The sequence below is a fragment of the Coprococcus sp. RTP21428st1_C9_RTP21428_210409 genome (assembly GCF_040227395.1).
GTDB classification, from domain to species: domain Bacteria; phylum Bacillota; class Clostridia; order Lachnospirales; family Lachnospiraceae; genus Coprococcus; species Coprococcus aceti.
Genome location: NZ_JBEHVV010000006.1, coordinates 54,465 through 69,518, shown reverse-complemented (window position 1 = coordinate 69,518; position 15,054 = coordinate 54,465). Strand labels below are relative to the sequence as shown.

Sequence of the window (15,054 nt, the reverse complement as noted above, 5' to 3'; positions counted from 1 at the left end):
TCAGATAGGTGGAAGCATCGGTGTCTCTATAGGCAAGCTGTTCAAGCTGGATGACAGCGACAAGCACATACTCACACTGTGCGGTATGAGCGCTGTCTTTTCGGCACTGTTTGGAACGCCAATAACGGCTGCACTTTTCAGTATGGAGGTCATAAGTATCGGCATCCTCTACTACTGCGCATTTGTGCCTTGTCTGTTCTCGTCAGTCATCGCATACGCAATAACGAAAAAGCTTCACGTTGTACACGACCACTACAATATAGCCGGCATGCCGACATCCGTGGATGTGCCTTTGGTGATCAAGGTCATCGGTCTGGCTATCCTGTGCGCAGTGCTCAGCAGTCTATTCTGTATATTCATGAACATTGTGCACAAGCTTTTCCGCAAATATTTCAAGAACCAGTATGTGCGCGTATTCGCAGGAGGCGTGATGCTCGTCCTGCTCAACATAATACTCAACACCACCGACTACAACGGAACCGGTATGAACATCATCGCCCAGGCGCTCAACGGAGAGGCAAAACCAACGGCTTTCCTTCTCAAGGCGCTGTTCACCGCCATAACAATAGGCTGTGGATTCCGAGGCGGTGAGATCGTTCCATCGTTCTTCGTCGGTGCCACATTTGGATGCGTCATGGGTGGACTCATGGGACTCGACCCGGGCTTTGCCGCTGCCCTCGGAATGGTGTGCTTCTTCTGTGGCGTGGTAAACTGTCCTCTTACATCTCTGTTCCTGAGCATAGAGCTGTTCGGAGCGCACGGAATACTTCTGTTCACCATAGGATGTGCCGTCAGCTACATGCTGTCCGGCTATTACAGCCTGTACAACGAGCAGAAGATCATCTACTCCAAGCTCCGCCCTCACTATGTCAATCTCTACACCAACCAGGAGATAAAGACCAAGGAACCGGGATTCCTGGAAGGCCTTATAAGGATCAGGGAGGACGACTCAGACGACATTGAGGAGTAGCCGGCAGCTACTCTTCCTGAGTATCTGACTCAGACTCAGTCGTCTTCTTATCTGTGTCTGAGCTGTCACTCTTATCTTTGTTCTGATCCTTATCTTTGTCTTTATCCTTGTCCTTTGGAAGCTTTCCTACCTTGTACACCTCGTCACGCTTAGAGTACACGCTTATCGCCTCAGGATTGTCCGATATGACATTTCCATCGCCGTCATACACTCTTCTGTAGGACTGCACTGTAAGGCCCTCTATTCCCACTGTGTCAAGCACCTGCTCATCCTTGCCAAGACTCTTGTCCAGCTCATACTTGGTCTCATATGGCTCTGTCTCAACGGTCTCCGTGTAGAGCTCCACGCTGAACGGCTCCGTGATGGTGCCCCATATCGTACATGATGTGGAATATCCATCGTAGCTTGTGCTTATCTTTATCGGGTAATCCGTGTCATTTGTAAATACAAAGTCACATCCGCCCCACGCCACAGTGGCGTCAAGTCCCGCAGGAACATACGATGAAGGGTATGGATGACAATGTCTCTCATCTATCTCGAGATTCGCATACAGGCACGCCATGTACATGGTGGATGACACCTGACATATTCCACCGCCCATGTCCATGACTGACTGTCCGTCAGCATATGATGGGCCCGGAAGGAAGCCTCTCTCCTCGGTGAGCTCTCCGACTCCGAGGTTATATGAAAATGACTCTCCCGGCATGAGTATGGTTCCATCGCAATACTGCGCCGCCAGCTTGACATTTGTCTTTCTGTTCTCTGAACCCTCAACCTCTGTGCTGTATGAACTCATCTCGTCTCTGAACAGCATCTTCCTGTATTCTTCCGTACTCATATCCGCCGGGGTGTATGTGAGCGGGATGCTCACATCCGTTCCCTTCTTGGCAGATTCAAGGCTCTTCTTTGCCGCCTCCAGATCAAAGTCCACACCGTCCTTGGCCTCAACTACCTCGTAGTTCTTGTCCGGGTCAAGCGTTGGATTCTGCGGCTCACAATGTACCTTTTTGTATACCTCGTCCAGATCCACGTCAGCAGACACGACAGGACATTCCACCACAGTGCCATAGTCTCCTTTTGCTATCTGCTTCTTTATGCGGGTTACCAGCTTGTCTGTGTCTATCCTGTAGCTGCCCTTTCCCTTTGTCACAATGAGGTTCTTGTCCTCTATCCTGTATCCATCCTCTATATCCAGATCGACCTTCATCATATCACTGCTCTCGATGGCGGTCGTTATGATGCCGCTGTCGCCTATATATGGATAAATATCATAGCTGCTTCCAAGTGTCCATGATTCCAGAAGCCCATAGCCTCTTCTCCAGAAGCTGTGTGAGTCATCCTGTATCTTCTGCACAGACTTCTCAGAATCCATATCCAGCGCCGCCGACACATCCAGGGTGTAAGTCTTGTCATCCAGCTTCACCTGTATGCCCACACTGCTGTAATCGCGTCTGAACTGGTCATTTATGCTCTTTGCCGCCTCCGCAGATTTCATTCCGCCAACGTCTAATCCGTTTATGGTGGTCTTTTTGTACAGCTTTCTGTTGCCCACACACGCACATATTAGCGCATAAAATATCACCATGAACACCGCCGTGAGTATCCAGCTTATCACTCTGTATCGCTGCTGTCTCTTCCTCCACTGCTCAGATGCACGCCGTCCTGAACGTCCTGAAGCTCTCTGCCTGTTCTGCGCAAGTCTATTTTCAGTTGTATGTCCGTTTCTTCTTTCGTCTGCCATCTACATTCCCCTCATCCTGTAGAATAGATATTCCTTTGCAAGCTCCGAGTAGAGCTGCTGTACAGTCCACTCCCTGTTGCTCCGTGTCACTACCGACTTCAGCCTTACTGCCGGAAGCCCGGTCTTCTTATACCTTTCAAGAAATATATCAAGTTCTTTGCTGCTCACTCCGTCAAATATGAGCATATCCATACTGAGATCTTCCGTCTGTCCGGTCTCATCTCCACAGCCAGATATGTCAGCCGTGTCGCACAGACTTCCGACCTTCATACCATAATGCTTTCTCTGAATGTCAACGCACTCCGCACCTATGTCACTGCATATATCCTGTACTGCACTCTTCTGCTCAGGTGCCAGATTGACTGTCATTAGCCTCTTCATGTCAGCATTTCTCCTGTCTTTCTTCTTTTGTCCAAATCTATACTCATTATGTTATTTTTTCAAATATTGTCAACCGATGTGGGGAAAATATGTTGATTTTTAATTTAATAAACCCCATTTCACCATATTGAGACTATCCAATATATAACACCGAGCAGCCAGCTTGTAAATATACCGTACAGTATAACAGGCCCCGCTATGGTGAACGCTTTCACGCCCTTTCCGAACACCTCACCCTCAGTCTGGAATTCCACTATGGGCGCACACACACCATTTGCAAATCCTGTGATCGGCACAAGTGCTCCGGCACCGCCGTACTTTGCTATCTTCTTGTAGAGATTCAGACTTGTGAGGATGACACTTACGAGAACGAGTATCAGCGATACATACGCATACGCCTCGTCTTCCTTCACATCGAAGTGTACCAGCAGGTCAAATATCCCCTGCCCTATCGTGCAGATCACGCCTCCCACAAGAAACGCCCACAGGCAGTTTCTCGGAACGCTTGATGTTGGTGTCACAAGCTCCACATATTCATTGTAATCACTCTCTGTAGGTTCAAACTTCATAACAAATACCTCCATTTCACACAAAATAATTTTGACTTTATCACATGCCCAGAACGACACTCAGCACCGAGCCCACCAGTTTTCCCGCGGCAAGGCCGTATATGACATAAGGGAGATTTCTTCTCACACTGAATCTTCTGGCCGCGATCGGTATGACATTCAACACCTCCGTAAGCGCCCCCGCCAGGCATCCCACAAATATCCCTCCGAACAGACATATGATGGTATATCCCACCCATGTCACCGGAACCGATATTTTGAATACATATATCAGATTTGCCAGCGCCGCACCATATGCCAGCAGACACTCTATGAGCAGATAATACCTTGCCCCCTTTACCTTCTCAAGGAGCTTGGGGAATATTCCTATCATGGATATAAATGCAAAATACCCGCCCGATATGGCCACACCGCTGGCAAAGCAGGCTATGGCAAGCATAGCGTATCTAATCAGCATCTCTCTCCGCCTTCTTTCTGGAGGCATCCGTTATGACTGTCTGGTTGACCTCCTGTTCATACTGTCTCATCTGAACCTGAAGCGGTGTAGGATCATCAGAGAATTTTTTCTTTGCACCGTGATTGAAAAATACGATTATACCGATGAAGAGCCCCAGGGAATATGCTATTCCCGCCACAGGATAGGCATCCCTGCCCTGCCCCACAAATATGTTGTGCATGACGTCAAGCTGTCCAACCATATTGACATCCGAGTTGTACGACATGATGGAAAAGCCTGCTCCGAAAAATGCGATGAAGCATATCATCAGAAATTTGAAGAACTGCTTTACTTTGTCGCTGGTGTCATATGTCCTGTAATACACAACCACGTCCGTTGCCCCTATGGTCTGTGTCTGGCAGTCCGGGTAGTGCTCCTGTATCACCTGCAGAATGTACATCACCGATATGACCTGCTGCTCCTTGCTTCCGGAAAAGCTCATGAGCTCCAGCTTCTCCACGCCGTATTTTATATCAGGATTTGGACTCAGCACCGTCGCCACATCCTTTATTTTGACCTTTCTCTTCTCCGCCAGACTGCTCTCCGACAGTTTCAAATACAAAAGTTCAGCCATATACATGTCCCCTGTTCTTATATTCTAAGAATAGTCTGTCCATGTATATGGCTGATATTACTCCAATATTTTCCATCTGAGTCTTCCGAGTATCTTTTTCTCAAGCCGGCTCACCTGCACCTGGCTCATGCCAAGGATCTGCCCTGTCTGTCCCTGCGTCTTGTCCTGAAAATACCTCAGCACCACAAGTTTTCTCTCGTCCGGCGTGAGCGTGTCCAGGAGCTGCGATACACACAGCCTGTCCACGATGCGGTCTCCATCTTCCGTGCCGCACATCTCTGCGTGAAGATCATCTATGCATGTCACATCCGATGCCGCGTCCATCGCCATCACAAGCTCTTCAGGTGTCGCTCCTATAGCCTCACATATCTCCTCTATTCCCGGCTCAGTCCCTCTGTTTTTTTCGACCTCATGTCTGTATCTGTCTGCCCTGTAGTATATCGTTTTAAGATTTCTGCTGACCTTCACCATTCCGTCATCCCTGAGAAAGCGTCTAATCTCCCCTTGAATGAGCGGAACCGCATACGTTGACAGTTTTACCTCATAGTCCATATCAAACCTGTCTATGGCCTTTACAAGGCCTATAAGCCCTATCTGTATAAGATCCTCAAGTTCCTGTCCTCTCCCCACATATCTTCTGGCAACGCTGACCACCAGTCCCATATTGTCCGTCACAAGTTTATCTCTGGCATCTCTGTCTCCATCTTTTGCAAGTTCAAGCAAACGATGATTATCCGCCATCAATATATCTCCTGACTTTTTCCTATTATCTTCTTCATATTTACCACGGTTCCCTCACCCACGCTGGATTCGACCCTGAGCTCATCCATGAAAGCCTCCATAAATGAAAATCCCATGCCCGATCTGCTTCCGTCCGTGACAGTGGTGTAAAGCGGCTCCATGGCTCTGTCGACATTCTCTATGCCGCAGCCGTGATCTGTGATCGTTATGTACAGGGTGCGCTCCTCTATGTATGCCTCCAGGATTATGCTTCCCTCCCCGGATCCATATCCGTGTATTATCGAATTCGTGACAGCCTCCGAAACCGCCGTCTTGACATCCTCCACCTCACTGAGTGTCGGATTTGTCCTCGTCAGCATAGCCGCCACCACGACTCTCGCCACAGCCTCATTCCGGGCATCACAGCCAAATTCCATGATCAATCTGTTCTTATCCATACCATTCTCCTCGTTATCTATATTTTATCTGTCCAATCCTCAGCCTCATCCCGGACACCGCTGTCCAGCCTTGTCGCGATCCTGTATATACCGGACATGAGCAGTATCCTGTCCATTCTCGCATTTACATTTATCACCCCAACGCTTCCCCCTCTGTCGTGGAGCTGTCTGTACCTTCTCGTTATAAGTCCTATCCCCGAGCTGTCCATGAACGTCGTCCTGCCAAAATCAAATATGGCATGTCTCACCACCTCCTCGGCAAATACTCCGTCTATCCCTGCGGTCATCTTCACCGCCGCATAATCATCCACCTCTCTGGGCATATACACGATTATAGTATCCCCCATTTTCTCGTAGATATTCATCTTCAATCCCCCTGTCACAAAATAAAAGGCACAAAAGAAACGGTTAATCCTTATCCGTCTCTTTTGTGCCTTCTATAAATTATAATCTTTTTATATGTCTTTCTGTCTTTCGTTACTGTCCGTCAGTTGTATCTGTTCCATCGCCTGTATACGAACTGTCGGTCGTGTCTGTTCCGTCACCTGTATACGTATTGTCGATGGTGCCTGTTCCATCATCCGTATACGTGTTGTCGGTCGTATCCGTTCCATCACCTGTATACGAGCTGTCGGTTGTATCTGTTCCGTCACCTGTGTCCGTGCTGTCGGTCGTACCTGTTTCGTCACCTGTGCTTGATCTGTCGGTTGTATCTGTTCCGTCGCCCGTGTTCGTGCTGGCTGTACTTGCAGAATTCTTCTTTTCAAGTCCCGCCTGTATGGCATCTTCATCCGCATAATCACACGCAACCGTGTAGTATACGGAGTTCGGACAGTTCTCAACAAGCTGGTTAAATACCAGTGTGGCATTGTTATCATCAGAAAGCTTCAGATAACACATCGCCTTGTAGAACAGTGCCACATCGCTGTTAGGTGTATCCTGAAGGACTCTGTTCAGATCATCTATGGCAGCCTCATATGTCATGGTCTCGTACTTATAGATCGCTGACTGTACCCTTGCCTTATTGTCATCCGACAGAACCTGTGAAGCGTAATCGCCATACTTATCTATCTGTGTCTGAAGGTTTTTCGCCTCAGTCTCAGCATTTGTGAGCTTGGTGGTCATGCTGTCCACCTGTGACTGGAGCTCCGATATGGCCACGTTCTTATCCGCTATCTCCTGACTGAATGTAACCTTCAGGTCTCTCTCTGAATTGTCAGCCGCCTTATCCCTGTGCGGGATGATGAGCGTCCACATGGCCGCAAGTCCCAGAACAACTCCCGCTATGATATAAGCGATGGAATATTTGTAGAAATTGATGTCCTTGTATCTTCCAACCGGAATCGGATCCCCATCAAAATCCACCTCGCTGTTGCCGGCTATGAGCTTCTTCTGGTCATCCACGAACAGAGAATCCACATCGTAGTCCTCCTGCGGATAATCCCTGAAGTTCATGATCTCCTCATCAGTGTGGCCCATCTCATTGAAATATCTGACCGCCACTGGATTTGTCCTGTCTATCTTGATGACACGCTTGAGTGCCTTGCGAGCCTTGTCATATCTTCCCTCGTCGATGAACAGAAGTGCAAGGAGCAGGTACCCCTGTATAAATCTGCTGTTGTCGGAAAGTACCTTTCTGAGCTGTATAAAGGCAAGATCCTTGCTGCCCTGCTTCGCATATACCAGCGCCTGATTATACTTTCTGGTTACATTGTTCACCGCCTCCAGCCTGTGTGGGTTGGATTTTATCTCCTTGATGTATCTCTTGGCGACATTCTTGCCGTCAAAATAATTCACACTCACTACCCAGTGGCTGAGCGCCTGAACTATCTCTCCGGTCTCATAGTACACCAGTCCAAGAAGGTTCCGGGCATCTATATTCATCTTGTCATACTTCAGAGACAGCTTGAGCGCCTCCTCCGCACCTGACATATCCCTGACCCTCGCCTTATCAAGCCCTATGTTGTAATAGTACTTTGACGAGTTGAGAGCCTTGTTCACGTAATCTATCTTCAGTCCGCACCTGGTACAGTAACCTGTGACGGCTATCGCTCCACCGCAGTGCTTACAATTCAGTACATCTGCCATATCTTAATCTCCCGACCAATCTGTGTTCTTTACTTCTCTGCTTCCTTTGCAACCCTCATCATCTCCTGCATGACATCCATGATGTCCTTGAGATCATTGTTGTATATTGCATCCTCTGCCTGGTCAAGTTCAAGTGCCGGCTTAAACCTCTTTATCTCTTCATCAAAATTGATCATGTCTGTTCCTCCATCTCTTGACACCGCCCACCAGATACAGGGAACCAACGCAGTATATGTTGGTATTCTCTCTGTCTCCTCTGAGCTCCACTGCCATATCCATGGCATCGTCAATCTCATCGCTGACCATGACCGGAGTATCCGTACACGCCGAGAATATCTCCGCCAGCTTTGCGGAATCCGCCTTTCTGCTGCTGTCAACGCTTGTGACTATTATCCTGCCAAACGTAATATTTCCGGCAAGCAAATGTATCATGGAGTCATACTCCTTATCCTTCACCGCCGCAAATACCAGTATCTTGTCATATTCCCCATGAAGCCTGTTCATGGTCTCTATATATGCATTTACAGCCTCCACATTGTGGGCACCATCCACATATATATGGGGAGCTATCTCCTCCATCCTGCCCTCCCAGTAGAACTGCAGGAGTGCATTCCTCACGGTCTTCTCTATATCCTGTTCCGGTACATTCCGCCTCTCCATGAGCATCCTGAATGCTGTCACGGCAAGGCTGACATTCTCCACCTGGTACAGTGATGTCTTCTGTATCTGTAAATTGCAATAACTATAATACCGATTATGCAATGAAAAATCAATGGTTTTGTTCCCCAAATGATTTATTATATAATCTGATTTTTCGACCGGAATTATGTCCGCTCCACGCTCTTTGGCAGTATCTTCTATGACCCGCGCAGCCGCCTCGTCCCGCCTGAAATATATCACCGGAACACCCGGCTTGATGATGCCTGCCTTCTCATAAGCTATCTTCTCTATCGTGTCGCCAAGATACTCCATGTGATCCATTCCCACCGACGTGATGATCGTAAGCTCCGGCGTAAGGACATTTGTCGCATCCAGTCTTCCGCCCATTCCTGTCTCGTATACGGCAAAGTCACACTTCTGCTGTCTGAAATACACCGCCGCCATGGCAAACATGACCTCGAAGAACGAAGGGTGCTCCATGAACTGCCCCTTTACGGTCTCAAATGCCGACACAAAATCGTCATCGGATATATTTGTACCATTTATCTGTATTCTCTCGTTTATGGACACGAGATGGGGTGATATGAACAATCCCACTCTGTATCCCTGGGCTGCAAGCATCTGCGCCAGAGCGCGGCATGTGCTGCCCTTGCCGTTGGTTCCCGCCACATGTATCGCAGGAACAGCCTTCTCAGGGTTCCCCAAACGGCACAAAAGACTGGAAAGGTTCTCCTTGCCAATCTTCTGTGCAAAAAGCGGAATACCCAATATATAATCCACAGTCTCTCTGTAATCCGCCATTATGATTCTCCTATCCGTCCGTGCGTGCTGCTCAGACCCAATTATCTATTGTCAACTTTCTCAGGGTAGAGGTCGTGGTTTGCCAGACGGTTCCAGGCAACCTCCTCCCACTTTGTTCCCGGTCTGCCGTAATTGCAGTACGGGTCTATGGAGATTCCTCCCCTCGGTGTGAACTTGCCCCACACCTCGATGTACTTTGGATCCATCAGTTTTATGAGGTCCTTCATGATGATGTTCATACAGTCCTCATGGAAGTCTCCGTGATTTCTGAAGCTGAACAGATACAGTTTCAGCGACTTGCTCTCCACCATCTTCTCGCCCGGCACATATGATATGTACACCGTTGCGAAGTCAGGCTGTCCGGTGATCGGACAGAGGCTTGTGAACTCAGGACAGTTGAACTTTACAAAGTAGTCGTTGTCCGGATGCTTGTTGTCAAATGTCTGGAGCATCTCAGGTGCATAGTCCATGCTGTACTTTACGTCTTTATTTCCAAGGAGGGTCACCCCCTCCATCTCTTCTTTACTTCTTCCCATTATGGTCTCCTATATTACTTTTATGATTCATGCTTATTCTGCTATATGATCACGCTGTATTACTGCTCCTGCAGTGCTTCTGTCACAGACTTGATGAGCAGCTTAACAGCCTCGTCACAGTGCTCCTTCTTAACGATAAGTGGAGGTGCGATCCTTATGATGCTGTCTCTTACCGCTGTTATGAGGAGCTTGTTCTCAAACGCTCTGTGCTTTACTTCAAATGCGATAGGCTTGTTGAACTCAACGCCTATAAGAAGACCACGTCCTCTGATCTCCTTGACACAAGGAAGTGCCTTGAGTTCCTCCATGAAGTATGCTCCTACTTCCTTTGCATTCTCGTAGAGCTTGTTATCCAGTATCTCATCTATCTCTGCAAGCGCCGCTGCACAGCACACAGGGTTGGCTGCGTATGTTGAACCGTGGGCACCAGGTGTAAATGCTGCTGCTATCTTGGTGCTTGTACACATCGCGCCTATAGGCATACCGCCCCCGATGGCCTTTGCCATGGATACCATGTCAGGCTTTACGCCATATGTCATATATGCCATGATGTCTCCGGTTCTTCCCCATCCGGTCTGAACCTCGTCGAACATGAGGAGCATGTTCTTCTCATCACAGAACTCACGAAGTCCTTTAAGGAACTCAGGGTCTGCAGGGTATACACCACCCTCGCCCTGTACAGGCTCTACCATGATTCCTATGGTGTTCTCATCGCATTTGCTCTTGAAGTCCTCAAGGTTGTTATACTCTGCATATGTGAATCCCGGAAGGAGTGGTGCAAATCCCTTGTGGCAGGCCGAATCAGGCTGGCCTGTTGCCGACAGTGCACCGTATGTTCTTCCGTGGAAGCTGTTCTTCGCTGTCACGATCTTATATCTGTCCGGTCCGTAATTGTCCACGCCGTACTTTCTAGCCATCTTGATCATGGCTTCATTTGCCTCTGTTCCTGAGTTCTGGAACACGATCTTCTCCATGCCTATGGTGTCACACACCTTCTTTGCAAGGAGGATCATTGGAAGTGTATATGCATAGTTTGATGCATGTATTACATTTGCCGCCTGGTCAGCTATGGCCTTTGCAACCTTCTTGTTGGCATTTCCCGCGCTGCTTACCGCTATTCCTGCGAAGAAGTCGAGGTATCTGTCGCCGTTCTCAGCGTACACATACATGCCATCGCCCTTCTCCTCTATGAATTCCCATCTTCTGGACTGCTCTGCCAGATATGTATCTACTATCTCTAAAAGTTCTTCTCTTGTATAACCTGATTCACTAACCTTCATCTTTCTCTCCTTTTGTATACTCTCCGGTATATCTGCAAATATCCGCCCATATTATAACAGGCATTCCGCATACATTATATACACAAAGCCCGCCACTGGCAAGCGTTCGTGAAATATAACAGATAAATGCTTTAACCACCGTTAAAAAGGACTGTACCGTGAGGTATACCTCAAAGCACAGCCCTTTTATATTTATGCATTTCTCTGTATTATCTTGCAAACTGGGAATTGTACAGATTCGTGTAGAAGCCGCCCTTTGCAAGCAGTGTCTCGTGATTTCCCTGTTCGATGATGTGCCCGTCCTTCATGACTAGGATGACATCTGACTCCTTGATGGTTGACAGTCTGTGTGCAACCACGAAGCTTGTTCTGCCCTTCATCATCTTGGCAAATGCCCTCTGTATCCTTATCTCAGTTCTTGTATCTATGGATGATGTTGCCTCATCCAGTATGAGCATAGGTGGAAGATCAAGCATAACCCTTGTGATACATAGGAGCTGCTTCTGTCCCTGTGACAGATTGCCTCCATCCTCTGTTATATATGTGTTATAGCCATCAGGAAGTCTCTTGATAAAGCTGTGTGCATGTGACTGCTTTGCAGCCTCGACGATCTCCTCATCCGTTGCGTCCGGTCTTCCGTATGCTATATTGTCCCTTATCGTGCCACTCTTAAGCCAGGTCTCCTGGAGCACCATTCCGTAGTTGCCGCGGAGGCTCTTTCTTGTGACCTCTCGTATGTCATATCCATCCACGGATATGCTTCCCGCATCCACATCATAGAATCTCATGAGCAGGTTGATGACTGTACTCTTACCACAGCCTGTAGGTCCTACTATGGCTATCCTCTGTCCATCCTTCACATTCAGGTTGAGGTTCTTGATGAGCTCCACATCTTTGTTGTATGAGAAGTCAACATTCTTAAGGTCCACCTCACCGTGAACGTCTGTGAGCTCGTGTGCGCCAGCAGGCTCTGCAGCCTCTGTGTCCTCGTCTATAAGCTCAAACACTCTGGCAGCGGATGCCAGCGCGTTCTGAAGCTCTGTGACAACGCCTGATATCTCATTGAACGGCTTTGTATACTGATTTGCATAGCTCAGGAAACTTGTGAGCTGTCCAACTGATATAAAGCCCTTTATAGCTGTTATGGCACCTATGATTCCAACGCCTGTGTACACGAGGCTGTTGACAAATCTTGTACTAGGATTTGTTATCGATGAGAAGAATGTAGCCTGAAGTCCTGCCACATTAAGTCTTCCATTGACCTCCTGGAATCTGTCGCAGGTCTCATCCTCCATGGAGAATGCTGTGACTACCTTCTGGTTCTCAACCATCTCATTTACAAGGGATGTGAGCTCACCCTTGATCTCAGCCTGCTTCCTGAACATACTGTATGTTCTCTTTGCTATGAATGACGCAACAAAGAGTGATACCGGAGTGATACATACGACCACAATGGCTATGATCCAGTTGATCGACAGCATGAAGCACAGTGTTCCTACTATAGTCATAACTCCTGTAAATAGCTGTGTAAATCCCATCAGAAGTCCGTCTGAGAACTGGTCTACGTCAGCTATGATCCTGCTGACTATGTCTCCGTGTGTATGTGAATCCACATATGAGAGCGGCAGGCTGCCAAGCTTCTCATATGCCTTTGTTCTTACATCATTAACCACCCTGTATGTGATTATGTTGTTGAGGACGTTCATGATCCACTGTGCAACAGCCGTTATAACGACCACAATCACAAGCTTTGCCAACATTCCTTTAAGTCCTGTAAAATCTACTTTTCCCGGTCCAACGACCCTGTCAACTGCATGTCCCATGATGATAGGTGCATACAGTGTGAGCACGACCGATATGGCTGCACATATGAGAGACAGAACCACGAGGAACCTGTATCTCTTGATATACTTCAGTATTCTGAGTATCGTCTTTTTATTTACTGATTTATTCCCTTTATCTTTACTCATGAGACAGTTCCTCCTCCGAAAGCTGTGACTGACATATCTCCCTGTATATCTCACAGTTAGAAAGCAGCTGCCGATGGGTTCCTATCCCGGCTATCTGACCATCATCCATGACGATGATCTTATCCGAATTCATGATGGTCGACGCTCTCTGTGACACAAGGAATACAGTCATGCCCTTTGTCTTCTCCCTGATCGCTTTTCTGAGAGCCGCATCAGTTGCAAAATCTAGCGCCGATGCGCTGTCATCCAGTATCAGTATCTCAGGCTTTCTGACGACCGCTCTGGCTATGGTAAGCCTCTGCTTCTGTCCACCCGACAGGTTCTTGCCCCCCTGGGTGATCTTGAAGTATATTCCATTCTCCTTGCCGTCTACAAACTCCTTGGCCTGGGCTATCTCAAGCGCCTCGTCTATCTCTGCTTCAGTCGCATCCTGCTTGCCCCACCTGATATTGTCTGCTATTGTTCCGGCAAACAATACAGCCTTCTGCGGTACCACTCCGACCTTATGCCTGAGCTCGTCCAGGGTGTAGTCCTTTACGTCAACTCCGTCTATGCACACGCTTCCCTGGCTGGCATCGTAAAATCTTGGGATCATGTTTACAAGAGAACTCTTTCCTGAACCCGTACCGCCTATGATTCCCACAGTCTCGCCCGGTGCCACGTCAAATGTTATATCTGACAGGGAATCTGCTCCGGCCCCAGCATATCTGAGATTTGCATCCCTGAAGCTTACCTTTACAGCATTTGCCGGTGATCCTGCTGCCTTGCCTGATCCATCCGTTATGGATGGCTGCTGATCCATGACCGCATTTATTCTCTTTGCGCAGGCAACAGCCTTGGTGATCGTCACGATAAGGTTTGCGAGCTTGATGAGCTCGACGAGTATCTGTGACATATAGTTGACAAGTGCGACGACCTTTCCCTGTGTGATGATTCCCGCATCTGTCTGTCCCGCTGCGATCCAGATTATAGCTGCGGTTGAGAGATTGATTATCACATAAGTGACAGGATTCATGAACGCTGATATACGTCCTGCAAGGAGCTGGAACTTCATCAGGTCATCCGTGGACTTGTCAAACTCCTCAAATTCCTTGTCCTGTCTGTTAAAGGCTCTGATAACTCTCGCGCCCTCAAGCCCCTCACGGGTGAGCAGTGTGACTCTGTCCAGTCTGTTCTGCACCTTCTTGAACAGAGGTATGCTGAGTGCCATAACACCGAACACAACAATTGAAAGTGCCGGTATGGTCACCACAAATGTCATGGCCGACTTCACGTCGATGGTGAATGACATGATCATGGCACCGAACACTATGAACGGCGAACGGAGGAACAGTCTGAGCACCATGTTGACTCCTGTCTGTACCTGGTTCGTGTCACTGGTCATTCTCGTGAGCAGTGTGGATGTTCCTATGCTGTCGATCTCTGTGTATGAAAGTGATGTAATATGCCTGAACAGATCATTTCGAAGTGCTGTTCCAAATCCTGTAGCAGCCTTTGCCGAAAAATACTGGGCGGTGATAGAACACACCAGACCGATAATTCCCAAAAGTATCATGACGAGACACATCTTCACAACGTAGCTTATGTCACGCCCTGCTATACCGACATCGATTACATTTGCCATGACGATCGGGATAAGCAATTCAAATGTTGCCTCCAACATCTTAAAAAGCGGGGCAAGTATGGACTCTTTCTTATAGTCCTTAAGATATCTAAGTATTCCCTTCATCTCTTCTCCTAACAATACTCATTCCGTATATAACAGACACAGATACTATCCATGTCGTCATTACTCAAATAGAACTTCCAC

General features: G+C 48.0%; 16 protein-coding genes. 1 reads left to right on the top strand and 15 read right to left on the bottom strand.

The window, feature by feature from the left end; translation table 11 throughout:
• Positions 1-970: chloride channel protein (locus ABUA34_RS02535; protein ID WP_349822799.1), on the top strand; the 970-nt coding region annotated here is incomplete at its 5' end.
• Between the two features lie 7 nt (positions 971-977).
• Here the strand turns inward: ABUA34_RS02535 and ABUA34_RS02530 are convergent.
• From ABUA34_RS02530 to ABUA34_RS02460, 15 genes are all read right to left on the bottom strand, one after another.
• Complete coding sequence (locus tag ABUA34_RS02530; protein ID WP_015533146.1) at positions 978-2,711, bottom strand: VanW family protein; 1,734 nt, start codon at positions 2,709-2,711, stop codon at positions 978-980.
• Positions 2,712-3,092 (bottom strand): DUF3783 domain-containing protein, encoded by a 381-nt coding sequence (locus tag ABUA34_RS02525; protein ID WP_015533147.1) that lies wholly within the window; start codon positions 3,090-3,092, stop codon positions 2,712-2,714.
• Between the two features lie 119 nt (positions 3,093-3,211).
• Entirely contained in the window at positions 3,212-3,661 is a 450-nt protein-coding gene (locus ABUA34_RS02520) for a SpoVA/SpoVAEb family sporulation membrane protein (protein WP_015533148.1), read from the bottom strand.
• Positions 3,662-3,701: 40 nt separating this feature from the next.
• Complete coding sequence (locus tag ABUA34_RS02515) at positions 3,702-4,118, bottom strand: stage V sporulation protein AB (RefSeq protein WP_022217224.1); 417 nt, start codon at positions 4,116-4,118, stop codon at positions 3,702-3,704.
• Positions 4,108-4,731, bottom strand: coding sequence for a stage V sporulation protein AA (locus tag ABUA34_RS02510; protein WP_349822798.1), 624 nt, complete (start codon positions 4,729-4,731; stop codon positions 4,108-4,110). The genes ABUA34_RS02515 and ABUA34_RS02510 overlap by 11 nt, the downstream gene beginning before the upstream one ends.
• Positions 4,732-4,788: 57 nt before the next feature.
• Entirely contained in the window at positions 4,789-5,472 is a 684-nt protein-coding gene (locus ABUA34_RS02505) for a sigma-70 family RNA polymerase sigma factor (RefSeq protein ID WP_349818522.1), read from the bottom strand.
• Entirely contained in the window at positions 5,472-5,909 is a 438-nt protein-coding gene (gene spoIIAB / locus ABUA34_RS02500; RefSeq protein WP_349818521.1) for an anti-sigma F factor, read from the bottom strand. Before spoIIAB ends, ABUA34_RS02505 begins: the two co-directional genes overlap by 1 nt.
• A gap of 17 nt (positions 5,910-5,926) precedes the next feature.
• Positions 5,927-6,274 (bottom strand): anti-sigma factor antagonist, encoded by a 348-nt coding sequence (locus ABUA34_RS02495; RefSeq protein ID WP_015533154.1) that lies wholly within the window; start codon positions 6,272-6,274, stop codon positions 5,927-5,929.
• Between the two features lie 112 nt (positions 6,275-6,386).
• Positions 6,387-7,997, bottom strand: a complete 1,611-nt coding sequence (locus ABUA34_RS02490) for a tetratricopeptide repeat protein (RefSeq protein WP_015533155.1) — start codon at positions 7,995-7,997, stop codon at positions 6,387-6,389.
• Between the two features lie 29 nt (positions 7,998-8,026).
• Positions 8,027-8,173, bottom strand: coding sequence for a hypothetical protein (locus ABUA34_RS02485; protein ID WP_015533156.1), 147 nt, complete (start codon positions 8,171-8,173; stop codon positions 8,027-8,029).
• Positions 8,160-9,458 (bottom strand): bifunctional folylpolyglutamate synthase/dihydrofolate synthase, encoded by a 1,299-nt coding sequence (locus ABUA34_RS02480; protein ID WP_055144009.1) that lies wholly within the window; start codon positions 9,456-9,458, stop codon positions 8,160-8,162. The genes ABUA34_RS02485 and ABUA34_RS02480 overlap by 14 nt, the downstream gene beginning before the upstream one ends.
• A 41-nt stretch (positions 9,459-9,499) precedes the next feature.
• Complete coding sequence (gene queF / locus ABUA34_RS02475; protein WP_015533158.1) at positions 9,500-9,994, bottom strand: preQ(1) synthase; 495 nt, start codon at positions 9,992-9,994, stop codon at positions 9,500-9,502.
• A 59-nt stretch (positions 9,995-10,053) separates the two neighbouring features.
• On the bottom strand, positions 10,054-11,274 hold the full coding sequence (locus ABUA34_RS02470; protein ID WP_015533159.1) for an aspartate aminotransferase family protein: 1,221 nt from the start codon (positions 11,272-11,274) through the stop codon (positions 10,054-10,056).
• Between the two features lie 209 nt (positions 11,275-11,483).
• Positions 11,484-13,244 (bottom strand): ABC transporter ATP-binding protein, encoded by a 1,761-nt coding sequence (locus ABUA34_RS02465; RefSeq protein ID WP_349822797.1) that lies wholly within the window; start codon positions 13,242-13,244, stop codon positions 11,484-11,486.
• Positions 13,237-14,973, bottom strand: coding sequence for an ABC transporter ATP-binding protein (locus tag ABUA34_RS02460; protein ID WP_015533160.1), 1,737 nt, complete (start codon positions 14,971-14,973; stop codon positions 13,237-13,239). The genes ABUA34_RS02465 and ABUA34_RS02460 overlap by 8 nt, the downstream gene beginning before the upstream one ends.
• Positions 14,974-15,054 lie beyond the last annotated feature (81 nt).